This is a genomic window from Oceanispirochaeta sp., assembly GCF_027859075.1.
Lineage (GTDB): Bacteria > Spirochaetota > Spirochaetia > DSM-2461 > DSM-2461 > Oceanispirochaeta.
The window spans coordinates 13,949-37,990 of the sequence record NZ_JAQIBL010000259.1 but is presented as its reverse complement, the minus strand read 5'-3'; the positions used below and the strand labels follow the sequence as shown (position 1 = coordinate 37,990).

The window sequence follows — 24,042 nt, the reverse complement described above, 5'->3', positions numbered from 1 at the left end:
TCACTGTGCCTGAGATCACTCACAAGATTTCTCTTCGTATCCACAATCAGAATCTGCGAAAAAACATCCTGATTCTTTTCTTCACTCATCCGGGCTATATGGGGTTTATTGATGTCCAGCACCACAAAGCCGATGATGCTTCCCTCTGAATCCCGGATGGCCCTGATGAGGGTCATCATGACGATATTGCCCCTTTCATTGATAAAATTATTAAAAACAGCCCATGATCTTTCCGGCTGACTCCGGGCCAGTGAGAATGAACCGCCCGCGGCATCATCCCTATTCAGATAGGATTTTGGAATCTGATGGGTGGAAAAGGAGGGAAAGCCTGTCAGGCTGATGACATGGAGGGACGCATGATCAATATGACCGCTGAGAGCTGTGTAAATCTTCTTATAGAGTGTCAGAAGATCTGAGCGTTCCGGGACCTTATCTTCCAGGATGGCCTCAATGATTTCATCATCACTGCTGAGTGAGTAGACTGTGTGGCGGTACTTTTGCAGGAGAGCATTGAGGTCCTCTGACATTCCCCTGATGGCAATGTGGCCCTGCTGTTTGTAGGAACCTGTTACAATACCACCCGAAAAGAGGGCAAAGGATGTACTGAGGAGAGCTACTGGTATTACTCCGGTCAGGAAGAAGGCAATAAAGAGTTTATAGAAGAATCGGAATCGCCGCAGCAATGGTCCCTCCTGATCATCATTCAGTTCCTGACAATATATCAGTTTGGACAGTAGTTTGTCTTTACAAAGAGCACCGGCGTCAGTATACTTCTTGGGATATCTCAAATTTTGAAGATAAGGATTGTCAATGCCCATTAATCGCGAATTAATTATCCCTCTCGGAGACTTGGTAAATCACGAAGGTAATATGTACGAGTTAACCAATGCGGCCATTCACAGAGCTGAGCAGATCAGCATGGCCGGTAGCGATGATCTGGATAAGAATAGAGGAAAAATTGTCTCTACTGCCTTGGAAGAAATCATTTCCAAAAAAGTTCAGTACGAATACCAGAAATAAAACTCTCCCTCCTGTCGTCTGTCTCTTTGGACCGACGGCAGTAGGGAAAACGGATCTCCTGGAAGAGTTGTTTGGCGATTCCGCCGAGATCATCAGTGCCGATTCAATGCAGGTGTATCGCCTGCTGGACATCGGCAGTGCCAAACCCGATCCCCCCAGCTTAAAAAGAATCCCCCATCATCTTATAGACATCCTGGATTATACAGAACAGTTTAACACTGGTGATTTTGTGCGCCTGGCCGAAGAGTGCATCCGGGGTATTCATAACAGGGGAAAACTTCCTGTTCTCTCAGGTGGAACCGCCTTTTATTTTAAAAATCTTCTTTTTGGACTGCCCCCCATTCCGCCCATACCGGCCGGACTCAGGGAGACCCTGAATGACGAGCTGTCAGAGAAGGGGCCTCAGGCTCTTCATATGCAGCTGGCCCTGGTTGATCCCGAGACGGCAGAGCGCTTGAATCCAGCGGACCGCTCCCGCATTGTCAGGGCTCTGGAGGTCTTCCGGGGGACAGGACAAGCTCTTTCTACATATAAAACAGCAAGCAAACCCAGGAATGACCTTCCCTGTCTCCTTCTGGGGTTGGAGCGGCCCCGGGCGGAACTGTATGAGAGAATCAATGAAAGAGTGGAGATCATGTTTCAACAGGGTCTCTATGAAGAGGTCAAAAATCTGATAACCCGGGGAGCCTGTGAGGATGATCCGGGTATGAAAGGAATAGGTTACAGCGAGTTCTTTCCTTTTTTAAGAGAAGGCTGCCTGACTCTGGGAGATGTTAAAGCCCGTATTCAGAAGGATTCAAGGCGCTATGCCAAACGGCAGATGACATTTTTCAGCTCTCTTCCCGGAGTGCAGTGGTTTCACCCTGATCAGACTGAAGATGTCAGAAAAGTGATTGAAGTTTTTACTACTGCCGGGTCTTGACCTCAAAGGATGAAAACGGCATAATATTTAAGCTCTGTACAGCCAGAGATGAGAATTTAGATTACCTGTGGGGCATGAACCGACAGGATGGAACCATAAAGTAGTAAGGAGATTACGAAAAATGCCCTGTGGTAGAAAACGTAAAAGAAAGAAAATCGCAACTCACAAAAGAAAAAAGAAGTTGAGAAAGAACAGACATAAACATAAATAGTTTGAACTTCTTGTGAGAAAGGGCGGTATTTTTTAATACCGCCTTTTATTTTGGCGCCCCTTTGGTGCAAACTTCATCCTGAGGTGATGTGTGAAGGAATATCCTATTCTAGCCGGCATTAACCATCCGGATCAAATAAAAAACCTGTCTTCAAAGCAGCTCTATACTCTTGCAGAAGAGATTCGGAGCATCATCATAAGTACGGTCAGTAAAAACGGTGGTCATCTGGCCTCTAATCTGGGTGTGGTCGAATTGACTCTGGCCCTGCATAAGGTTTACTCCTCACCCCGTGATAAATTCATCTGGGATGTGGGCCATCAGTGTTATACCCACAAACTCCTCACCGGAAGAGCCGATCTGTTCCATACCATCAGGCAGCAGGGAGGACTCAGCGGTTTTCCCAAGCGGGATGAGAATCCTCATGATATCTTTGACACAGGCCATGCCTCCACCGCCATTTCTGCGGGATTGGGTGTGTTGACGGGAGACCGGCTCCAGAATCTTAAGAACAAGGTTCTCTGTATCATCGGTGATGGTGCTTTGACTGGCGGACAGGCCCTGGAAGCACTGAACTTTACAGGACATCTTCAAAAAGACCTTGTAGTCATACTGAATGACAATGCCATGTCTATCGGCCGGAATGTGGGGGCCATTTCCTCCTATCTCTCACGGTTGGCCCTGACAGGAAGTTATCGTAAATTCAGGATCGTTGTGGATTTCACAATTTCCCATATTCCCTTTGCCGGGAAGTCCCTTCTGAGATGGGTCTACAGATTAAAACGGGGTGTGAAAGGGATTGTCTACAAGGAGACCCTTTTCACTGACCTGGGCTTCAAGTATGTCGGCCCTGTGAATGGTCATAGTATTGAGAAACTGGCGGATGTTCTCGAGCATGTCCGGAATATTGAGGGTCCCGTACTTCTTCATGTTCTGACAACCAAAGGCAAGGGATACAGTCATGCTGAGGGAGATCCTTCTTCTTTTCATGGTGTCGGTCCCTTTGCCATAGAAACCGGAAAGGTAGACCCCTCCCTCAAGACTTATCCTCAAATCGTAACCACCACAGCCGCCTTTGGATGTTCCGTCCTCACCGAGGCCAAAAAGAATAACCGTATTGTCGCCATCACGGCGGCTATGGCCTCCGGTACGGGTCTTCTCCCCTTTAAAGAGGAATTCCCCAGCCGATTTTTTGATGTGGGTATCGCAGAACCTCATGCCCTGACCTTTGCCGCGGGTCTGGCTGTTTCCGGCATGAAACCGATTGTTGCCATCTATTCAACCTTTATGCAGAGGGCTGTGGATCAGCTCATTCATGATATTGCCATTCCGGGACTTCCTGTGGTGATCTGTATGGACCGTTCCGGACTCGTGGGCGATGACGGTGAGACTCACCAGGGAATCTTCGATATTCTGCTCTTCCGGAATATTCCCGGACTGTCCTTTCTGGCTCCCTTGAGCGTCAGAGAAATGGAGATGTCTTTGGAATGGGCTCTCGCCGCGAATCATCCGGTTCTGATCCGCTATCCCAAGGGAGGGACTTATTCTTCCGGAGAATCCCAGGATCTGCCCCTGGAAGCGGGTAAAGGGGTTCTTGTCAGCAGAAGGAAAAAATCAACTATTCTGATGATATCCCTGGGAGGACTCCTGGAAGAGCTGGTTTCTGCAGCGCTTATTTTAGAAGAAAAAGGTATCAACTGTGATGTTTATCATATGCGCTTTATCCGTCCTCTGGACAGAAAGGCTCTCCTTGACCTGATGGAAAACTATGAGCAGGTATTGTTTGTCGAAGAGGGGCTCGCCGCTGGTGGAATGGGGGAAGAAATCGCCGCGCTTCTATTAGAGAACCATTCGGAAATCCTCTACTATAATCTGGGTGTCCCCTCGGAGTTTCTGCCTCAGGCAACCCGAGGTCAGCTGATCAAACAATGCGCACTGGATAAGGACGCTATTGTAGCCCGGGTGGAGCTCATACAATCGGAACTGCGATTCAACCTGGTTGTGGATATGGTCAAGAATGACAAGTGGAGTCCTCATAATATCTGATTCGAAAATGAAATGAGGGCAGCGACCGCTTGCGGGCATTGCCGAATGAGTGCCGCGGAAGCATGGTTTCTCAAGATCTTAAGTTTTTGAGGAAACCTCCAGCAAAAATCTGTCTATCCAGGGGATTCCCCAGATCAAAATCATCAAAATCTTTCAGGATAGCCTTTACCGTGTCTTCAGGGTTGGCCGTAATGTGGCTGTTTAAAACTCTGTAAAGGGATTTCTGGCCGTAGAGTTCTCCAGAGACATCCAGTTCTCTGTCGGTCAGGCTGCAGGAGACCAACACGATTCTATCACCCTTCTCCAGGACCAGGCGGAAGGGTTTGCCATCTTCTCTTGTCTGGGCTCGTACTCCCAACCCTTCTTTATAGGTGACCGGTTTATCTTCAGCCTGAATAGGTATGATTTTACCTTCTTTCTTCTGTAGATAGATCCTGACACTGCCGGCGGTGCCGCAGATCAGTTCATTTTCCAGAAAATACAGATAAATACCTGAAAGACCGGATTCCAGGTTTTGAGGGAGTGAACACATTTTATCATTCATGGATTTGAACATCTGTGCAGGTTTTTCCATCTTCAGGCTCTTAAAGATTTCCTGAAGGTATAAGAGGGGAATAAGGGATTCCTTTCCTGTGTTTTCGGCAAAAAGGAGAGTATTGTCTCTGCTCCATACTCCCAGAATCGGCCAGAGAGGACTCTCTGAACTCAGACGCTGAGACCCTGTCCATGAAGAGGGTAGCTTTGGGGACAGTTCATTCCTGTGACCCAGAAGACGTCTGGCACATTCCAGGCTGTAATCGGGTATCCGGGTGTTTTCTTCATTTTGTGCTTCAAGATTCTCGATGATCTCTTCCAGTTTCTCCTTCTGAAGCTCTTCGTCTTCCACCATTTTCGCGAGGATGAGATTGCGCTTTTCTTCCTTGTTGTAGCGGCTCTGGATGAGACCGATAGTCAGGATCAGCTGCCAGGGAATCAGGATTGAAGGAAGGGCATAGTATACATTGTTCAGGAAGGGCGTAAGTCCGCCGAATCCGCGGCTCAACCAGTACCAGAGGGCTACGCCGACCAGGGGAGGAAGAGTCATCATCCCGGCAATCCCCGAGGGATCATCCTTGCGCTGAAAGGACATAATGCTGTTCACGAGGGAATCCATGATCAGGGCCGTGGCCAGGAGGGGTACAGGCCATTGAAGGGTTAAAATCCCTGGGAAATGACCCGATAAGAGTGCGGCTATCAGTGTCAGGGAAACTAAAATTGACGATAGAACAGACGCCCAGACCTTCGTTCTGTGATACAGGGCCTTCCGGCACCAGGATCGATACATCCAGTAATAAATCAGGAGGAAAAAAGTTCTGACCATCAGAGGGGACCAGAATTCCGGGGGAAGGGATACCCTGCCGACCCAGAGGGGCAGACTGTATACGATTCCTCCGGCCAGGGCTGAGAGGCTCAGGTAGAGCCAGGATTTATCTTTTCTATGAAGGAAAAAGAAGATGATCCCCAGAATGAAAAACAAAACCCCACCGACCGTTGATATCAGATAAAGGAGGCTGTTGTCTCCCAGAATATCTGCAACTTTTAACCGTGAGAGCAGGGTCAGAGGATCGGAACTGAGTAAGCCTTCATACTCGCCAGAGCTTTGAATCCGGCAGGCTGTGGTGGTGAATATGGATAGTGTGAACAGAAGCAATTTATTATTTTTTTTCATTCTCTTTGTATTAAGACCTTAAGGGGATGACTACTATATCGACAATTATATATAAAAAATATATACTTATCCTGATTGTAACCTAAAAAGCTTTTATTAAGAGGTTATATTGAACAGGAATCTCCCGGAAGTGGAGTTCCCAGTACCTGTACGAATTTACTGAATCAATGGTTTATGTTCTGAAGAATTATGATTTTCAGGCAGACAACTTATCCAATGAGATGAATAATTCCGACCGGACTAAAAAAATATGCTACAAAATGTGTGAGATACAATTCAGATGAAATTTACCGAATTCGAATTTAATGAGAATATCCATAAGGGTATTGAAGCGGCAGGCTTTAAAGAGTGCATGCCCGTACAGGAACAGACGTTCCAGACTGTTTTAGAGAACAAAGATGTATTTGCCCAGTCCCAGACAGGAACAGGGAAAACGGCAGCGTTTCTAATTTCTATTTTTCAATTATTAAGTGAAGACAAGCATTTCAAGGGGCAGAAAGCCCTGATTATCTGCCCGACCAGAGAACTTGTTGTCCAGATTGAGACAGAAGCCAAAATCCTGGGAGAGTTCCTGGACTTCAGAGTGGGAAGCTTTTATGGCGGCGTCGGATACAACGAACAGGAAGATCTGCTTGCCGATGGATGTGACATTCTTATTGGAACTCCGGGCCGTCTGATCGATTTCAGCAAATCCGGGAAAATCAGATTTTCAGAGATGGGAATTCTGGTCATCGATGAGGCAGACCGTCTCTTTGATATGGGTTTTCTTCCTGATCTCAGAAAAATTATAAGCAAAATGCCTGCACCCGATTTAAGACGAACCATGCTTTTCAGTGCCACCTTAAATGCAAAAGTGGGCAACCTCGCCTGGGAATATATGAATGATCCCGGTGAAATTGTAATTGAACCGGAGCAGTTGGCTGTCGAGGCCATTACACAGGAGCTGTATCACGTCAGTGCCGATGAAAAGATGCAACTTCTTCTAGGCATCATGAAACGGGACAAGCCCGAAACGGCTCTCATTTTTGCCAATACAAAACATACCACTTATGAGGTTGCCAAGCGCCTGGAGCATAACGGATACCATGCCAAGTGTCTCATGGGTGACCTTCCCCAGAAAAAAAGACTGAAGATTGTAGAAGAAGCCAAAGAAGGTAAAACTCCCTTCCTTGTGGCTACTGATGTGGCTGCCCGCGGGCTTCATATCGATAATCTGGCCCTGGTTGTCAATTATGACGTTCCCACAGATGCAGAAAGCTATGTGCATAGAATAGGAAGAACTGCCCGTGCCGGTAAGTCGGGTAAAGCAATTACCCTTGCCTGTGAAAAGTTCGTATACGGACTGCCTTCCATAGAAAAGCTTATGGGTCAGAAAATTCCGGTTTCCTGGGCAGAAGAAAACCTGATGGAAGAAGATAAGAGTGCAGGAATGCGCTTTCACTTTGATAAGAGAGCCGGTTCTCCCGGTGATTTTCAGGGCCGCCGAGACGGAAGAAGCCGTCCCCAGAGTAAAGGTGTCAGCCGTAAATACAGCGGTGGAAACAAAAGACCTCTGGATGCCAGAGCCGCCCGGGTTCAGTCTGCCGTCATGGCCGTCTCAGGAACCATGGATGCCGTGGATGAAGAAATCAAGAAGACCAATAGTCATCAGGGTGGAGATAATCGGAGTCCCAGCCGGAACAGACCGCGGAAAGCAGCCTACAAGGGTCAGAAACCCACGGACAGCCGATCCCGCAATCGGGGCGAAAACAGAGCTCCTGCCAGCCAACCCATGGAAAGAGTCAGCAGTAAAAACAGCATTGAAGACCGATTAGCTTACTACAAAGCCAAATACGGTGAGGATTTTCAGGCCGATGGTGCATCCATGAAATCTGGAAAGGGCGGATCAAAATCCGTTCAGGCCGGCAGCAGACGGAAGAAAAGCTCTAAGCCTTCATCCCAGCGACAGGGGAATCAGAAACCTAATCCACTCAAGTCCAGCAATACTGCCAGACCCTCAGCCAAGCCTGCCCAGACAGCGGCCAGAACTCCAGAGAAAAAGAAAGGAATCCTGTCCAAACTGTTTGGTAAAAAATAAGAATAATAAAATTTTTCTGAAAGAAAAATTATTTTTGAATAAAAAAAGAGACCCCTGGCGGTCTCTTTTTTTATGTACAGATGAATGTAGCCATTCGTCGGCTCTCCCGACCCTCACGGCGCCAGGAGAACAGATCCTTTTCGCAGCAGCTGCACAGACTACTGCCCTCCAACTGGTCTTCCTTCAATCCGCAGGCTTGCAGCTGATAAAATACGGCCTTTTCCAGACTCAGCCGCCAGTGATCAGGGCCGTCGGGACTGAAGGCCCCCCGGGTTTCCGGGTAGGGCCTTGTTAATCCCTCATATACGGGACGGTCTATCTGATAGCAGCAGTCTTGAATGGCAGGCCCTGCCACCGCCAGGATTTCTTCTTTCCGGCATCCAAGTTCAGAGCACATCCTCTCCAGAACCAGGGGGGCAATTCCTCCTGCCGTTCCTTTCCAACCAGCATGAACCAGGGCGGCAATCTGTTTTTCCCTGTCGTAAAGGATCAGGGGAAGACAGTCTGCGGTAAAGATCATTCCCTGGAGTTTAGCTTCTCCCAGGATCAGAGCATCTGTCAGGGGTATGGCCGATGAAGCCGTGAGGGCACCGTAGCCCCGGTCCTTCATCTCCACCAGAACAGAGGAGCAGCTGTGTACCTGATCGGCACAGATCCATTGTTCCGGGTCTAAATCAAGCTCCCGGGACAGTTGCCGGCGGTTCTCCCGTATCTCTTCAGGATTGACTCCCCGGGGGGCATGGAAGGCCATATTCTTACCCGACACGGTGCCTGCCTTCAGGCCCAGACGGTCCAGAGAGGGCCAGCTGTTCAGGATAAATCCTGATTTATCACTGCGTATCACCGAATCAGAGATCCTTGGGAGTCAGGCCAAACTGCTCATCCGATTCTACATTTCCTTCGGGCTCAACATGAACCATGATATCAAAGATTTCTGGGAGTGCTATTTTGATGCGTTCCTCGACCTGTACCGCAATTTTATGGGCTTTCAGTACTGTGATGGAGCTGCAGACTTCGATATCCAGATCAATATCATACAGGTTGTTCAGCTTCCGGATTCTGGCGCGGTGCGGATTGACTACCCCAGGGGTTTCTGTGGCAGCCTTGAAGACGGTGGCATATACCGAATGATCTGAGACGCTGTCCATCAATTCTATATTGGTTTCCATGAACAAAACAAAGGCACTCTTCATGATCCAGAGGCTGATCAGCAGACCAGTGAGCCGGTCTATCATGGGCATGCTGAAATAGTAGGTTCCTCCCAGGCCGATCAGCACGGACAGGGAGATATAAATATCATTCTGCATATTTTTGGCATCGGCCATGAGCATGGAACTATTTGTCTTCTTTCCGGCGTTGAATTTATTCAGAGCCAGAATTATTTTACCAATAATGGAGATGCCTGCGGCCAGAACTGCCCATTTGCCCGGCAGATCTCTCTGCCCCCCTTCAAAAAGAAGACGAATGGTCGAGATGAAGAGCTGGGCTCCTGCAAAAAATATAAAAAATGAGAGGGACTTGGTGGCAATTGTTTCGGCCCGGGCATGACCCCAGGGGTGTTTAATATCAGGCGGTTCGCTGATGATATTGGCCGTGAACAGTGTTATCAGTGAGGTTACAATATCTACCGAGGAGTCTATCCCGTCCGCCACAACGGCGATGGACCCCGATAGAAAACCAATGACTACTTTTATGACTGCCAGAAATCCATTGCCGACTATCCCGATCCAGGAGCTCCTGCGGATGATCTGGATTCTGACATTGTCTATCATTGGGAAAAATACCAGTAGGTTCTGCCTTTTTGCGGCTTGATCAGTCCCACCGGGTAGTTGTTGTGTTCTCCCGCCTTGGGGTAGAGCACCTTGTTCATGATTTCCATTTTATCATCCCCCCCCCGGATGAGGAAGACGATATGATCGCTTCTGTTGAGGGTCGGAACGGTCATGGTGATTCGGCGGTGGAAGGGTTTTAAAGGGGCTTCCTTTTGTGTGGCCAATACCAGGCTGGCCCGCTCATACTGTTCCGGGTATCCCGGGAAGAGTGAAGCCGTATGACCGTCGGTACCCATTCCCAGCATAACCAGATCAAAGACACTGTTATTTTCCAGGTATTCCTTGATTCTGAGGTGATAATCCCGGGCTCCCTCTTCGGGGGGGAGGCTTTGATTGATCGTGAAAACCTGAGAATCTCTGTGTTCAATCTTGTCGAGAAAGCTCTGTTTTATCATCCGGAAGTTGCTGTCAATGTGATCTTCAGGCACACAGCGATCGTCTCCGATAAAGAAATCGACCTTCTTCCAGTCAAAATCGTCGGAGTTTTCTGCCAGGTGGGTGTAAATCCCTTCGGGAGTCAAGCCTCCCGAGAGCACCATGGAACAGCGGGGTCCATGGATAAGGGCCAGATTTAAAATAGCCTGTATGTGTTCGGCTGCCTGCCGGCAAAAGTCTTTGTAATCGTTAAATATCAGGGCTCCAGCCATGATTAGGGCTCCTAGTTTTTTTATTTTATGGGTAAATCAGATTGCTTTCTTCAATGACATCCAGGACTTCCGTAAGGAATTTACGGGACTCCCAGGCAGCCATGTCCATGTTATGATCAAGGTAGTTTCCACAGTCTCTGGCTACAGTCCCGGGTATCTCATTTTTATAGTCGGCAATAAAGCGAAACATCTTTCTGATGAGTTCTACAATATCTTTTGATTCCAAGTCTCCCTTGAGAAGGAGATAGCAGCCGGTACGGCAGCCCATGGGCCCGAAATAGAGGATCCGGTCTTTCCAGTCAGGATCGCTTCGAAGGTAGGTGGCCCCCAGATGCTCCAGGGTATGGAGGGGGGCATTATCCATGACGGGTTCCCTATTGGGTTCTTTTATCCTGATGTCAAATGTGGTGACCGTATCACCTCCCACCTTGTCCTTTCTGGATACATAGATTCCTCTGAGAAGCTTAATATGATCTATATTAAAACTTGGTATTTTTTCCATTCTATTCTCCCCGGTTCTTCACTTTATGATTCACTTCCTAAAAGTCTTGATGATTTTCCCCACAATATCAATGGAATTCCTTGCCGCAATGGGCATAAACTCATCGAAGGACATGTGATTATCCTTATCTCCCACCACATCGGAAATGGATCGGATGATGAGGAAGGGGGTACCAAAGATATGGCAGGTCTGAGCCACGGCCGCGGCTTCCATTTCGCTGGCGGCAACCTGGGGAAAGATCGTTTGAATTCGTCTTATCTGGTCATCCTGGGATATAAATGAATCCCCCGAGGCAATGATACCGCTGATCAGATGGACCGAAGGATCTTCGCATTGGAGTGCCAGAGCGCAGCTGAGAAGATCCCTGTCTCCTTTGTAGGAGGACGGCATCCCGGGCACCTGGCCGTTTTTGTAGCCAAAGACCCGTGCATCCACATCATGGTGCAGAACCTCATCAGAAAGAACAATGTCTCCAATGGTCAGGTTTTGATGAAATCCGCCGGCTGAACCGGTATTGAGGATGTATTCGGGAGACCATTCACTTATCATGATCGCCGTACCAACAGCAGCATTGACCTTTCCTATGCCGCATTGAAGCAGGCAGACCGACTTTCCGTCCAGGAGGCCTGTATGATAGATGAGGGAGCCTCGTTTTTCCTCTTTTCTTTCTTCTATGCGGCTGATCAATTCGGTCGCTTCTTCTTTCATGGCGGCAATGATGCCGACTTCGATATGACTCATAAGGGCATACCCTCCAGTATATTCATTTTTTTGTTTATCAGAGCATTGTGGTGACCCTTGAGGATTTCTTCAAGAACCTTGAGGGTCCGATCGCTGAGATTCTCCATTAATGGCATCTCTTCGGAAGAAAAACGGGAGAGAACCCAGGAGGAGACGTCTCCCCGGGAGGGGCGTGATATGCCGAAGCGGAGTCTGTAGAAATTTTCTGTTCCCAGATGCTGTTTGAGAGACCTCAGTCCATTGTGACCCCCCAGGCCTCCTCCGAATCTGAACTGTATGGTTCCGAAAGGCAGTTCCAGTTCATCATGGATAACTAGGATTTCCGCGGGTTTCAGGTTAAAAAAATCCAGGGCTTTCCGGACGGGTTCCCCCGTTTTATTCATAAAGCTGAGAGGCTGCTGAATCCTGATTTGCCGCCCCTCAAGGCGGATATCACCGATACGGCTGACAAACTTCTCACTCCATCCAATGGAGGCGGACCTTTCAAGAGACTCCAGACAGAGCCAGCCGGCGTTATGACGGGTTTCTCTGTACTGGGTTCCCGGGTTTCCTGCAAAGACCAGGAGTTTTATTTCAGATTTGACTGAAGACAATCTTTATTTCCTCGTTGGTAAGTTTAAAATGCCTGAAAATCATTTCATCCATTAGAGACTGGACATCTTGCCGGTTTTCCGCCTCTTTGACAAGCTTCCGGACTCCTTCTATCTCTATTTTTTTCCATTGGGGGAGGGGGAGCTGTTCCAGATGATGCCGGAGCATCTTCACCGAGCGGTACTGGTTGAACCATAAGAAGCGAAAGAGGGAAGAGTTATACCAGAAGGCCAGTTCCTCCAGGTCCTCCTCCCGGGGAGGAATCAGTCCATTGGCTGAGTTCAGGGTGATCAGTCCCTCTCTGTCCAGGGAGAAGACCGGTTTATAGCCGATGAACCGGTAGGCCAGTTTGGGGCGGCCGTACTCTTCCAGGGGACGGTTCTGCTGATAGGGACCATCGTCAGTTTTCAGGTAACGGCAGACAGGTTTATGCCCGAAGGGGGCCAGTTCTTTTCCCGTGAGGAGGGGGATGGCCCCCCCCTGAGGCGTTTCAGAAATAAAACGTGCATTGTCTCCCGTGACAACACCCAGAAGCCAGAGACAGTCCTCCGGGAGGGATCTGGTTCGTCCATTTTTGATTTTATGGATGAGGGCCTGGGCCTCCCGGGAGCTTTGAAAATTGATAATTTTTAATGTGTTTTTTTTGTATCGGCTCAGGAGCTGTTTTTCCCCCTCCCGTCCTTTCGTCTCTACTCCGGCAGAAATGACTCTCACTTTCCTGTGAGAGCTATCTTTGCTGAAATCGCAGGAGACCACCGCCGAATACACACCCTTGAACAACTTTCCTCTGTCGGTGATCTTCACTGGAGGAGCCTTCTCTAAAAGCCAGGTTCTGATGTCTTTGTGAATCTCTACATAAAACAGGGATTCCGGCAGCAGGAAGGAGGCTGTTCCGCCGGGAGGAAGCTCATCGCTGCAGCGTCTGAGGAACAGGGACGCCGATTCTCCTGATTGTATTTCGGGATAGCGGAAAAGCATTTCTTTTTTATCGGCCTCTCCCATATGAGCCCCCCAGGGGGGATTCGTGGCGACAAGATCATGGGCTCCCAGGAACCAGCTGGAAACCTTCAGGCTGTCACCCTCCTGGATGTTCTGAAAAGCGGTCCAGAGAGGGAATCGTGTGAACAGGTTCAATCGGGTCAGAAAGACAGAGAGGGGGTCCATGTCCATGCCTCGTACACAGTCTGCGCTGCCCTTCATCTCTGCAAAACGGCAGAGGAAGAGTCCCGACCCGCAGCAGGGATCAAAGAGTCCTTTTTTCCGGTTCTTATAGGGGTTGATCATGGAATCGATGATGTTCACAGGGGTAAACCAGGCTCCCCGGCGGGATCTTGCACCCTCATTCTGAATGCTTTGGTATATCAGTCCGGGGAGGTCAGTCTCTTTGAGCAGGTTCTTATGGAAGCAGCGGGAGAATGATTCCGGCAGGGATAAGGGACTCCTCTGCTCGTTCTCTGACAGCTGGTTCAGCCGCATGGTTAGTTCTTTTTGCATCACCGGGGCGCAGACCGCCTGGTTGATTCTCATTGCCAGGCAGTCCCGGGATGATGGTTTTGTTGGGAAACTGAGGAGCTTTTTGGAATTCAGATAGTAAAGGGCAAAGAGAAGTATCCGCCCCTCCATCTGGAGGGGCTGTGAGAGGAGGATATCCCGTATATCCTGAAGGGCTCCTTTGTTCTCCTTCTTATGAAGGAGTTCCACAGCCAGGGTCAATCGGAAAGAGTTGAGTTTGTTGGCCCGACTGACAAGATTTCTGGAAGCCGTATCGCTGGCTTCCTTTCTTTTCTGCCAGTTTCTCAGTGTATGGGGACTGATGTTCAGATTGTCTGCTTTTTCCCGGAGTGTCATAATTCCTTCTGGTGCAATTCCTGTATTCACGAATCCCGGCAGGTTATGATATGATTGATCTTACCGGATCAGTTTTTCAAGGGCTTCATTATAGCCTGACCAGCACACACTCTGTATGCTTTCCGGTATAAAAAGAGAAAAAAATACTCACCTGGAGACTTTCATTGTCACAAATTAGTCATTATACGGTTCTGAGCCCTCCTCAAACAGAAGGAAAAGGGGTCTCGCTTCAGGCCTCAGTCATCGGCAATCCCCCCGAATCGGGGCGGTTTCTCCTATTTCCCGGAAAGCAGACGGTTCGTCTTAAACAGGTTCATTCTATTCCCGGAGGGAAAGATGTGATTCTGGAGCTGAAAGGTCTCTCCCGTTCCAGGCTGAACAGGGGCGATCAGTTGATTTCCGAAGATACGGGTGCTTCGGAAGGCCGCAAAGCCCTGGTCATCTGGAAGAAAAAAATCACCGCCGGAGATTCCCTCTCTCTTCATCTTCGGGATACTCCCGGCCTGAAAAGCCGGGATTCCGTCAGCTGCAGTGAAGGGAGCAAGACCGTCATCCTGAGCTCCCGCATTCCCTTTCTGCAAATCCCCGGGCAGATTTATACTCTCAGTCAGGGCAGCCAGTCGGGCGAGTGTCTTCTGCTGATGGCTGAACCCTGGACGACGGAAGAGCTTAAAAATATGAAAGCCCGTATGAATAAAATCAGTAATTTTCCCGGTGAGGATGCCGTCTATTCGATGAACCTCCGTGTCCGGGGTGCCATCGTTCTTCCCCCCCATTTAATGGAGAAAAAGTTTGAAGGTTCTGTCAAACTGGGGGGCTGGGTTTTGATGTCCCGGGTTTATGATAAAGCCCTTGCCACTGTGGAAAAACGATGCAGGGCGGAAGAGGGTATCGCCGAAGATGAATTGCCCGACCTGCTGGGCCTTCCCCTGAGGCTCTGCCGGGAAATCTGTGATCTCCTCATCAGAGAGGATAAAATCATCAGAATCCGGGGAACTCTTTTTAATCAGTGCGATGATCATCGAGCCTTTCTGTCCCCCATGAGCCGGATGTGGCTCGAAAATCTGCAAGCGGCGGGAGCCGAAGGCATTCCTTTAAAAGAGACCTTTAAACTGGGCCGCCGTCTGGATGCCATGGAAAAGCGGGGCCTTATCCGCGTTTTTGAAACCTTTGCCGTAGAACAACAGGCCTTCCAGAGCCTGGTTGATTCTTTCCTGACACTGCTTCCCCGGGGGACTTCCTTCGAGCTTTCCGATCTGAAAGGCCTCCTGGATCTGAGCCGGAGCCGTCTTCTCCTGGTCCTCTCTGTCCTTGAAGAAGATGGAAAGGTTCTCACCACGGAAGATCATAAACGAACCGTTGTCGAGGCGGTGACGGAGAGTCGGGAAACTTGAAATTCACAGCAATGACAGCATGGGTGGCAGTTAGTTCTTTTCTTTTCCTCTCCTGCTCAGGCAGCCCTCCCAAAATCCTCAACACTGAGTGGATGATTGTCTATACCTACGATCAGGGCCGGGGTGGAATCTATACAGAAATGGATTTTTTTGCCCAGATGGAAGATGAAGACGGTGTGGAGGATATCAGTGAGATCTCTATCCGCCGGGATGATCAGGGTTGGGCCTGGGAACTGACTCCTGACAGCTGGGTCAGCCTTACAGAGGACGGAGAAACCTGGATCGGAGCCAATGGTATGACCCTGGGAGGTCCGCTTCCGGGGGGAGACTACCGGTTGTTAGTCATTGACCGGAGCGGCCAGAGGGAAGAGCATCTCTTTCGGGTCGATGATCCGGGAGTCGCTCCCGGGGTTTATGAATTTCCAAGGGCTCAGGTTCAGGGTAATTTTATACGGATTGATGCGGCTGGCCATGACCCTGTGGTTCTCTGGTTTTACAATGAGAGAGGTGAACTGGTCTCAGAAAAATACAGGTCCGGGGGGTTCTACTCCAGGACTGAACTACTGGAAGCCGAAGAGGAACAGATTGTCAGCTGGTTTATGATTTATTTTCAGGATGAGGAGAGAGGATTCGGCCTGAAATCCGGTCCTTATCTGATCCGGGAGGCTGAACCGCTCCTGGAGGATACTACTCTTCAGGATCAAGCTTCTGTTTCAGCCACTTCAGAGGATTCTTAAAGAAGCTGTAACCGAATTCCTGTGTATATTTAGCCGCCGCTGCCTCCAGGGGATATTCGGGACCGTATTTTTCCTTCAGATAGTGCCACTGTTTCACTATCCAGATGTACAGATCCGCTTCTGTCCGTCCCGGAAAGTGTGAGAGGAGACTGGCATCCCTGATCACCTTCACAATGGGTAGGTAGAGGTTTTCATACCAGGACCGGGCGGCAACAGACAGAAGGATCTCCTCCTCCTGATCCATGTTGATATAATATTTATGTCCCACTATATGCTGCAGCATCTCTTCATACCGGCCCGGGGCAGTGAAAAAGATATTCCCTTCTTCGATAATTCCGTCCAGATCGGTCTGTTTCAGTATCAGGTTCCGTTCATAGTCTATGACCGATTGTTTCAGATCCATCATATCCATGGTCGAATTCAATTTTACCTCGGTTGTCAGCTCAGTCACTTCTGCATCGATGGAAAACATGCCCTGTGCCTTGGCAACAGAGACCCTGTGATTCCCGTCACGGACAAAATAGATGCTCCCAATCTTATAGAGCATGATGGACGGCAGGTTTACATCCCCCATATAGGCTTTGTCGATGCTCTCCCAGCGTTTCCTCAGATGTTCTTTTTTAGGAAGAAAGGCTTTGTTAAAGTCACTGTATCGGCCTTCACTGCCGGCAATATCCTCAATCTTGACAGCCTGCATCCCTTTATAGCTTTCCGAACTTGTTTTGATCAGAGATTTAACATCATAAAAAGACAAAAGCTGTCTTCTTTCAGGCCGGAGAATATTCATGACTGTATTGAAAATGGCTTTGCTCTTAGCCTTGTTGAAGTCCGAGGAAGCCTGGGAATTCATCATATGTTTATCCATTATTTTCCTCATAATCCAATAAATAGTGGTCGTATGTGTTTATCACTGTCGTTTCTTTGTATTGGGTAACCCTCTTATCATTGAGTGAATAGAGATGTATATGTCCATGAAGCAGGTAACGGGGTTTATACTTATCCATAAACCATAAGAAACTTTTAAACCCCAGATGGCAGGGATCTTCCTTGTCATGGATTCCTCTGGGAGCGGCATGGGTGAGGAGAATATCAAGATATCGGCCATGGCGCCATTTGTTCCACAACAGGCGGGGGACCATTTTCAGCATCTTCAAACGCATTTGAAACTCAGTGTATTGATTCACTCCCTTGTTGTAACGGAGGCTTCCTCCCAGTCCGGCAATCAATAGTTTCTTGGATTTAAGGCGGACGACTTTATCACCAATATAGGTGGCTCCAAAGCTGTTTTTATACAGGTTCTGCAGAGACGTGGGGTCGTCACCTGCTCCCCCTACTTGAATGGCACGCTCTCCTTTTTTAAACACCTGATAGTGCTTTAGGTCATGATTTCCGAAGATAAAATAAAGGGGCCGGTTCAGGCTGCTGACAATGAATCCATAGTATTCCATGGGCAGATCTCCTGCTCCCAGAATCACTTCTACATCGCCGAAGCGTTTTTTTATATTGGGAGAGTAGACCAGGGGGTCCTTATTGTCAGCAACAATGAGTATTTTCATTTCTTAAGGATCACTTTCTCTGCCCGGTCCAGCAGTTCCTGGAGCTTTCCTTTTTCAATCAGCTCAATAGGTCTGGATTCAGTGAAGTCCTTGGCTGCCCTGGTGAAAAGAGCGCTTGTGATCATAATGCCCCTGGAGGCTTTCAGTTTCTGAATTTCTTCATGGAATTCCCTGACCTGTTGATGATCAATGCTGTCGGTAATTCTATAAAAACGGATGAGATGAGGCATCTTTTTGGTGTTCCGCCATTGACCCGTTGTTTTTTCGGTGGCTATGATCTGACATCCCATGGGTGTGAGGTTCTGGTCTGAAATGCTCAGATTCATGACCTCCATCAATCTGGTACAGAGGTTCAGGAACTCCTGATTGGAAGTGGTCAGGTAATCTTTCATACTGTCATTTTCACGGAGCTCCTGGAATTGACTCAGTTTTTCGGCGACATCCTTAAAAGACTGCTTTGTATTATAAATGGCTTCCCATTGCTCGATGGCTCTATCAATATCCCTTCTTTTTTCATGGCACATGGCCAGATAGTACCGGGCAAAGAGGGTGGAATCATCGGGTTTTTCCAATGATAGTTTCACCGCCCGTTCCAGCTCGGTAGCCCCCTTCTCATAGTTCTGGATGGCAATGTAGCAAATTCCCCGTTCAATCAGGGCCTTGATCTTGAATTCACTGTCCTTCTGAGCCTGTTCGAAAGACTGAATAGCGCTGGTGTAGTTCTGGGTTTCCTTATACATGCGGCCCAGGTAAAAATGAGCCTTGTAATTATCCGGTTTGAGCTTCAGTGCCTTGGCCAGGATGATTTTGGCATCGTTATATCTTTTGCCCTTGTACAGGAGTGTTCCCAGATTGAAATGAGCCTCCGAATTGCGGGGGTCCAGATCTATGGTCTTTTTATAGTAATTGGCGGCCTGAGAGTTTTTCTTTCGTTTTTCAAAAAGGACTCCTGCCTGAAAATAGTAATTTGCATTGTAGGGTTCCAACTTGATCAGAAGAAGGTAATCCTTGAGGGCCTCATCGGGGAAATTGAATTGCTGATAGAGGGCGGCGATACGGGGACGGAACTCATTTTCCTTGCAGTATCCCTTGAACTCATTGATATGGCTGACGGTTTTCATTTCCATCAGTGCCAGTTCGGCCTTTCCGTCCTGTTCCAGGGCTTTTGCCAGAAGGTAGTGAGCCTCACTGCTCCTGGGTTCATTACTGATGATATGTTTGGCCGTGCGTATGGCTTGTGTATTCTTATTCTGCTTGACCAGATCTGCCAGGGAAGCCACCTTTTTGGGAGCTAAAACAGATTTGACAATAAAAAAAGTAAAAACTGACACTGCCGTGCCGAAAACAATAATAAGTATGATGATGATACTCATGAACTCCCCAAAAAAAAATCCACTTCCCGGATGTGGAAACCATTCCATGGAACTTTCTTTAATCTATGGATAAGGACGGAATTTTTCTGTATGTTAATAATCTAAACAGTTTCTATGAATCTGTCAAACCAAAGGGAAGCCGGAGGGTCACGGTGAACAAAGGATACCTTACAATCATTTTTATACTTCTCTGTTCCCTGCTTCAGGGGGCTGATTTCTATGAAACGGGCCTGGACGATTACAGGGCAGGACGGGTAGACCAGGCGTTTATGAATCTGGAAAAAGCCCTTCAGGCGGATCCTCTGCGCGACGGTGCCTGCCTCTACCTGGGTGTCCTGTATCAGAACCGGGGCGATCTGTCCCGGGCGGAAAGTTATTATATCAAAGGCAGGAAGATCAAGGGATCTTTTTATAAGGATCTGACCTTCAATCTTGCTAACCTGTATTTTAATACCCGGCGCTACGAAGAAGCCTCCCTCTTATATGAGTCTCTCCTTCTGCTCCCGGGGGAACACCGGATCAACTCTCTCTTAAATCTGGCGAACCTTTCTGTGTCTACCACGGCTTATGACAGGGCCATCGATCTGTATCTTGATTATCTCATTGAAGATCCGGAGACAGCCCAGAGGGCGGATATCGAGAAGATGATCGCCCTGCTCAGGCAGACTCTGGATCAGAAGGAAGCTCAGAGAATTGCCGAAGAAGAGCGGGTGAAGAAAGAGCAGGAGCTGGCGTTGAAAAAGGAACTGGATGAGAAGCAACGCCAGGAAGAGGCCGCCAGACAGAAAATGCTGGAAGAGCAGAAACGTCTGGATGAAGAAGCCAGGCAGAAGGCTCTTCTTCAAGATATACTCAACAGCCTGAGTAAATCAGGTAAGAGTACTCATAGTATTGCCGCAGACAGCGAAAAGCTGGAAGAAAATCTTGAAGAATCGGGTCTTGATGACTAATGAATAGGAGATCAAATGTTTGACGAAAAACGCAGAGCCTTAATTATCGGAGGCGCCGTCCTCCTTTTAATTCTCATGGGACTTCTTGCATGGTTTGTCCTGAAAAGCCCCGGCGGAACAGAGGGGCAGATTGATCCCGGTTCTTCTAAGAGAAACAATATCATCGTCCTGGCTCAGGACTATCTTGATCAGCATGAGTTTCAGCGGGCCCTGGATCTACTGGATGGGCTGCTGATCGAAGATTCTGCTGACCAGGAAGCCCGGACGCTCCGGGACAAAATTATTCAGGCTAAAAAGGAATATGAAGATCAGCAGAGGCTGGCGGAACTGAAGCAGCTGGAAGAGCAGAACCAGCAGCTCCGGAACAGCCTGGATGACCTGGGAAACTCTCTTCAGAATCAGGACGGCGGGGCAGACAGAACCGCTGAAATATTGGCCCGTGAACAGGAGCTGCGCCTCCAGAGACAACTGGAAGAAGCCAGGCGGGCGGAAGAACAGAGGAAGGAACAGGATCTTCAGAGGAAGGTTGAATCCCTGGTACAACAGGGAGAAGCCGCCCTGGAAGATAAAGATTTTGACGGGGCCGTGGATCTGGCACGTCAGGCCCTGATGCTGGACCCCTCTTCAACCAGAGCCTCCAGTCTGAAACGCAAGGCGGAGCAGGCCCGGAAAGATGCCGAATCCGAGGCGGAACGGAAGGCCCGGGAAGAAAAGGAAAAGAAGATAAACACCCTCTTTGAGGAGGGCACTTCGGCGCTGAAGCGGGGATCCTGGGCTGAAGCCGAAGGAAAGGGGCAGGACATCATCGCCCTGGACAATCAGGATGCCCGGGGTTACACCCTGGCAGGCCAGGCGCTGTACAAGGGTAACCCCGATTCATCGGCAGTACGCAGCAAGGCTAAGGACAATCTGAAAAAGGCGATCCAGCTGGATCCGTCCAACTGGGAAAATCTTGTGACCCTGGGTGATATTGCAGCAAAAGATGGAAACCTGAGAGAAGGAATTGATTATTATAAGAAGGCCACAGGCCTGAACAGCCGGGATGCCTCGCTGTTTTACGAAATGGGAAAGCTCCAGTACCGGGCCGAACAGTTCTCTGAAGCCCTGGTTTCATTCAAGAAATGTGAATCCATTGACCCTTCGGTAGAGGGAAACTACTTTGCCATGGGTCTGACCAACCTGAAACTCGGCCGGGATGGGGATGCCCTCTCTTCCATGAAACTCAGTATCAAGTTCCGTCCCGACCATGCGGCGTCCTACTGGGAAGCAGGTAAGCTGTCCCTCTCTCAGGGAGTTGTCAGCGGCGGTATCAGCTATTTTAAAAAAGCTTCGGACCTGAAGCCGGGAGAAGTCAAGTATCTGAGGAGTCTGGGAGCGGCCTATTACTTCAACAAAGAGTATGATGCAGCCATCGCGGCCTATGAAAAGGCCTCCAGTTTCGACCCGGCTGACGGGGATATCTTTCAGAATATCGCCTTGATCTATCAGGCTAAGGGAGACCCTTCTTCCGCCTTGACTTCCGCCGCCCAGGCCATCCGGCTTGATCCATCCAACAGCCGCTACATCTACACCATGGGAGAGATTTCGGAAGCCCTCGGCCTGGCCGACCAGGCTATTCTATCGTATAAACAGGCCATTGCAGCTGATCCTTCCTATGTGAAACCCAGGATCAATCTGGGAGTCATTTATGATAAAGAAGGGAACTATACGACAGCCCTGACCTTCCTGAAGGAGGCCGAGCGTCTTGATCCGGGTTCTTCCGTGGTTTATAACAATCTGGGAAATGTCTTTTTGCATATGGAAGACTTTGTGAAGGCTGTCGATAGTTACCAGAAGGGTCTGAAACTGGCTCCCCAGGATGCTGAAATCCTTTTTAACCTGGCAAAAGCCTATCTGAATGACCAGCAGAATGAAAAGGCCCTGACCACACTGAAGCAGGTGATCAAACTCAACCCCGCCAACTGGGAAGCCTGGGATAAGCTGGCGCATGTGCAGTTTTCACTGGGTCTGAAAGAGGAGGCTGCCTCTACTGTGAAGTCTTTGCTGAATAAGAATCCCGGCTATGCGGGCAAAGCCGAGCTGGAGCAGCTGATCCGCTGACAGCCCTTCTAAACCAGACGTCCCACAAGTCCGTAGAGTTCATTCCTGGACAGGCGGAACCAGAGAAGCCGTCCGTGGGGGCAGCGGGGATTTTCCAGAGACAGGGAGTTTTCAAGGAGTTTCATGGCGGCACCCGGGTCGATGGGGTCGCCCTCTTTGATGGCATTCCGGCAGCTCATGGTGGCATACAATTCCTTTTGAAGCTCTGCGGGACTGCCTTTCCGGCATTTCAGGAAATCTGCAATTTCACTCTCCATGGACAGAGCCGCCCGGGGAAGGGCGGTGATTTCCCACATTCCCACCTGTCCCGGACCGAAGGATATGCCCAGACCCTCAAATAACGGCCGGTGGGCTTCCATAAAACGGATCTCTTCTTCCGAGGCTTCAAACTCAAAAGGAATGAGCTGATCCTGACGGGGAGGCAGTTCGTTTTTATACCTTTCAAACAGCATTTTCTCATGGGCCGCATGCTGGTCCAGAATAAACAGAGAATCTCCCACCTCAGCCAGGAGGAACACCCCCATGATCTGACCCATATAGCGGATCTCGCCTTCCGGCACGGGATGGACTGCCTCTCCGGGGACCTCCCCGGGGTGAAGCTGACTCCGCAGGGGCGCCGTCTCTCTGACAAGCTCGGTAAAGCGCTGTGTCTGGGCCTCGGGTGTGGCCGGATAGGAGCGCTGGGGCATGGATCTGTCCCAGTTCGTTCTCTGTTTTGCCGCCACCCCGGGAGAGGGGCCGCCTAATTCCTGCTGTGTAGCCTCCGGGAGGGTTGTTCCCGGGAAGACGGGATGGAATTCCCGAAGAAAATCCTTAACCAGATTTACCAGCTCATGGTGAAGGGCTCCCTTATTCCGGAAACGGGCCTCTCTTTTTGCCGGATGGATATTGAAATCCACCAGGGCCGGGTCTACTTCTAAAAAGGCAAAGCAGACAGGGAAAACTCCTCCCGGGAGGAGTTCATCGTAGCCGTACTGCATGGCCTGGACAAAGGCGTATTCATCAATGCGTCTGTTGTTGGCATAGACCTGGATGAATCGGCGGTCCGAGCGGTTCCATTCGGGGCGGCCGGCAATGATGGTGATCTGCGCCCCCTCCAGGATCGTTTTTCTTTCCACCATCATCCCCGGAGGGCAGGCATCCGGGTAGGCGCTGCATACCCGTCCCTTCAGATCGGAGGGGGGCAGGACGGTTCTGACTTTGCCGTTTATGCTCAGCTGAAAATGAATCTCCGGGAAGGGGAGAGCCTTTTCAAGAAAGGTCTTGCGGCAGAGGGTTCCTTCCGAGGCGGGCTGCTTGAGGAATTTTCGCCTGGCAGGGATGGAGTAGAACAGGTCCTGTGCATCCACGATGGTCCCTTTGTCTCCCCTCCAGGGCACAGGATCTGTGACTCTGCCGTCCAGAACACTGAGCTTCCAGCTCTCCGCGTCCCGGGAGGATATGATCTCCAACCGGCTGCTGGCGGCAATGCTGGAGAGGGCCTCTCCCCGAAATCCCAGGCTGCGGATGGTCATAAGGTCGTCTTCTGTGATGATTTTACTGGTGGCATGGGGCAGACAGCAGAGCTTCAGATCTTCGGCGCTCATTCCCCGGCCGTCATCTACCAGACGGATGCGGTCAATCCCGCCACCCTCCAGGGTCAGGTCTATCCGGGATGATCCGGCGTCTATGGCGTTGTCTATGAGCTCCCGGACTATGGAGTTGGGACGATCGATGACCTCTCCCGCGGCAATTTTGCGTGCGACCGATTCTTTTAATATCCTGACCTGTGAATTCATTGTATCAAGATA

21 protein-coding genes are annotated in these 24,042 nt (G+C 49.4%); 8 read left to right on the top strand and 13 right to left on the bottom strand.

Annotated features, from left to right (window positions below):
* Positions 1-683: cache domain-containing protein (locus PF479_RS14490; RefSeq protein ID WP_298007855.1), on the bottom strand; the 683-nt coding region annotated here is incomplete at its 3' end.
* A 127-nt stretch (positions 684-810) separates the two neighbouring features.
* On the opposite strand from PF479_RS14490, the gene PF479_RS14485 reads away from it, so the two are divergent.
* From PF479_RS14485 to dxs, 3 genes are all read left to right on the top strand, one after another.
* Positions 811-1,020 carry a DNA-directed RNA polymerase subunit omega gene (locus tag PF479_RS14485; RefSeq protein ID WP_298007854.1) on the top strand — a complete coding sequence of 70 codons (210 nt, stop codon included), beginning with the start codon at positions 811-813 and terminating at the stop codon, positions 1,018-1,020.
* Complete coding sequence (gene miaA / locus PF479_RS14480) at positions 959-1,942, top strand: tRNA (adenosine(37)-N6)-dimethylallyltransferase MiaA (protein ID WP_298007852.1); 984 nt, start codon at positions 959-961, stop codon at positions 1,940-1,942. Before PF479_RS14485 ends, miaA begins: the two co-directional genes overlap by 62 nt.
* Before the next feature lie 301 nt (positions 1,943-2,243).
* Entirely contained in the window at positions 2,244-4,196 is a 1,953-nt protein-coding gene (gene dxs / locus PF479_RS14475) for a 1-deoxy-D-xylulose-5-phosphate synthase (protein ID WP_298007850.1), read from the top strand.
* A 70-nt stretch (positions 4,197-4,266) separates the two neighbouring features.
* Here the strand turns inward: dxs and PF479_RS14470 are convergent, their stop codons facing one another.
* Entirely contained in the window at positions 4,267-5,904 is a 1,638-nt protein-coding gene (locus tag PF479_RS14470) for a SpoIIE family protein phosphatase (RefSeq protein ID WP_298007848.1), read from the bottom strand.
* 280 nt (positions 5,905-6,184) lie between these two features.
* Between PF479_RS14470 and PF479_RS14465 the strand changes: the two genes are divergently transcribed.
* On the top strand, positions 6,185-7,981 hold the full coding sequence (locus PF479_RS14465; RefSeq protein WP_298007846.1) for a DEAD/DEAH box helicase: 1,797 nt from the start codon (positions 6,185-6,187) through the stop codon (positions 7,979-7,981).
* Between the two features lie 70 nt (positions 7,982-8,051).
* Here PF479_RS14465 and pgeF read toward each other — a convergent pair whose 3' ends face one another.
* The 7 genes from pgeF to PF479_RS14430 are packed head-to-tail and all read right to left on the bottom strand — an operon-like array spanning position 8,052 to position 14,142.
* Positions 8,052-8,825, bottom strand: coding sequence for a peptidoglycan editing factor PgeF (gene pgeF / locus PF479_RS14460; RefSeq protein ID WP_298007844.1), 774 nt, complete (start codon positions 8,823-8,825; stop codon positions 8,052-8,054).
* A 4-nt stretch (positions 8,826-8,829) separates the two neighbouring features.
* Positions 8,830-9,753 (bottom strand): cation diffusion facilitator family transporter, encoded by a 924-nt coding sequence (locus PF479_RS14455; protein ID WP_298007842.1) that lies wholly within the window; start codon positions 9,751-9,753, stop codon positions 8,830-8,832.
* Positions 9,750-10,460: a 6-phosphogluconolactonase gene (gene pgl, locus PF479_RS14450; RefSeq protein ID WP_298007840.1), complete on the bottom strand. Its 711-nt coding sequence runs from the start codon at positions 10,458-10,460 to the stop codon at positions 9,750-9,752. The genes PF479_RS14455 and pgl overlap by 4 nt, the downstream gene beginning before the upstream one ends.
* Before the next feature lie 25 nt (positions 10,461-10,485).
* Positions 10,486-10,962, bottom strand: a complete 477-nt coding sequence (locus PF479_RS14445) for an S-ribosylhomocysteine lyase (protein ID WP_298007838.1) — start codon at positions 10,960-10,962, stop codon at positions 10,486-10,488.
* Between the two features lie 30 nt (positions 10,963-10,992).
* Positions 10,993-11,703, bottom strand: a complete 711-nt coding sequence (locus PF479_RS14440) for a 5'-methylthioadenosine/adenosylhomocysteine nucleosidase (protein ID WP_298007836.1) — start codon at positions 11,701-11,703, stop codon at positions 10,993-10,995.
* On the bottom strand, positions 11,700-12,296 hold the full coding sequence (pth, locus tag PF479_RS14435) for an aminoacyl-tRNA hydrolase (RefSeq protein ID WP_298007834.1): 597 nt from the start codon (positions 12,294-12,296) through the stop codon (positions 11,700-11,702). Before pth ends, PF479_RS14440 begins: the two co-directional genes overlap by 4 nt.
* Positions 12,277-14,142, bottom strand: coding sequence for an N-6 DNA methylase (locus tag PF479_RS14430; protein WP_298007832.1), 1,866 nt, complete (start codon positions 14,140-14,142; stop codon positions 12,277-12,279). Before PF479_RS14430 ends, pth begins: the two co-directional genes overlap by 20 nt.
* Before the next feature lie 164 nt (positions 14,143-14,306).
* Here PF479_RS14430 and PF479_RS14425 point away from each other — a divergent pair, with 164 nt between their 5' ends.
* Complete coding sequence (locus tag PF479_RS14425; protein ID WP_298007830.1) at positions 14,307-15,536, top strand: hypothetical protein; 1,230 nt, start codon at positions 14,307-14,309, stop codon at positions 15,534-15,536.
* Positions 15,533-16,273 (top strand): hypothetical protein, encoded by a 741-nt coding sequence (locus PF479_RS14420; RefSeq protein WP_298007827.1) that lies wholly within the window; start codon positions 15,533-15,535, stop codon positions 16,271-16,273. The genes PF479_RS14425 and PF479_RS14420 overlap by 4 nt, the downstream gene beginning before the upstream one ends.
* On the opposite strand, the gene PF479_RS14415 is transcribed toward PF479_RS14420, so the two are convergent.
* Genes PF479_RS14415 through PF479_RS14405 form a run of 3 tightly spaced genes read right to left on the bottom strand, consistent with a single transcriptional unit; the run spans position 16,224 to position 19,202 of the window.
* Positions 16,224-17,138 carry a transcriptional regulator gene (locus tag PF479_RS14415; RefSeq protein ID WP_298007825.1) on the bottom strand — a complete coding sequence of 305 codons (915 nt, stop codon included), beginning with the start codon at positions 17,136-17,138 and terminating at the stop codon, positions 16,224-16,226. The two genes, PF479_RS14420 and PF479_RS14415, sit on opposite strands and share 50 nt — an antisense overlap.
* Positions 17,131-17,829, bottom strand: coding sequence for a metallophosphoesterase (locus PF479_RS14410; RefSeq protein WP_298007823.1), 699 nt, complete (start codon positions 17,827-17,829; stop codon positions 17,131-17,133). Before PF479_RS14410 ends, PF479_RS14415 begins: the two co-directional genes overlap by 8 nt.
* Positions 17,826-19,202 carry a tetratricopeptide repeat protein gene (locus PF479_RS14405; protein ID WP_298007821.1) on the bottom strand — a complete coding sequence of 459 codons (1,377 nt, stop codon included), beginning with the start codon at positions 19,200-19,202 and terminating at the stop codon, positions 17,826-17,828. The genes PF479_RS14410 and PF479_RS14405 overlap by 4 nt, the downstream gene beginning before the upstream one ends.
* Positions 19,203-19,354: 152 nt before the next feature.
* On the opposite strand from PF479_RS14405, the gene PF479_RS14400 reads away from it, so the two are divergent.
* Complete coding sequence (locus PF479_RS14400) at positions 19,355-20,152, top strand: hypothetical protein (RefSeq protein ID WP_298007819.1); 798 nt, start codon at positions 19,355-19,357, stop codon at positions 20,150-20,152.
* A gap of 15 nt (positions 20,153-20,167) precedes the next feature.
* The gene (locus tag PF479_RS14395) at positions 20,168-22,252 is read left to right on the top strand and encodes a tetratricopeptide repeat protein (protein ID WP_298007817.1); all 2,085 of its coding nucleotides are present in this window, start codon (positions 20,168-20,170) and stop codon (positions 22,250-22,252) included.
* Between the two features lie 8 nt (positions 22,253-22,260).
* Here the strand turns inward: PF479_RS14395 and mutL are convergent, their stop codons facing one another.
* The gene (mutL, locus tag PF479_RS14390; RefSeq protein WP_298007815.1) at positions 22,261-24,030 is read right to left on the bottom strand and encodes a DNA mismatch repair endonuclease MutL; all 1,770 of its coding nucleotides are present in this window, start codon (positions 24,028-24,030) and stop codon (positions 22,261-22,263) included.
* Positions 24,031-24,042: the final 12 nt, after the last annotated feature.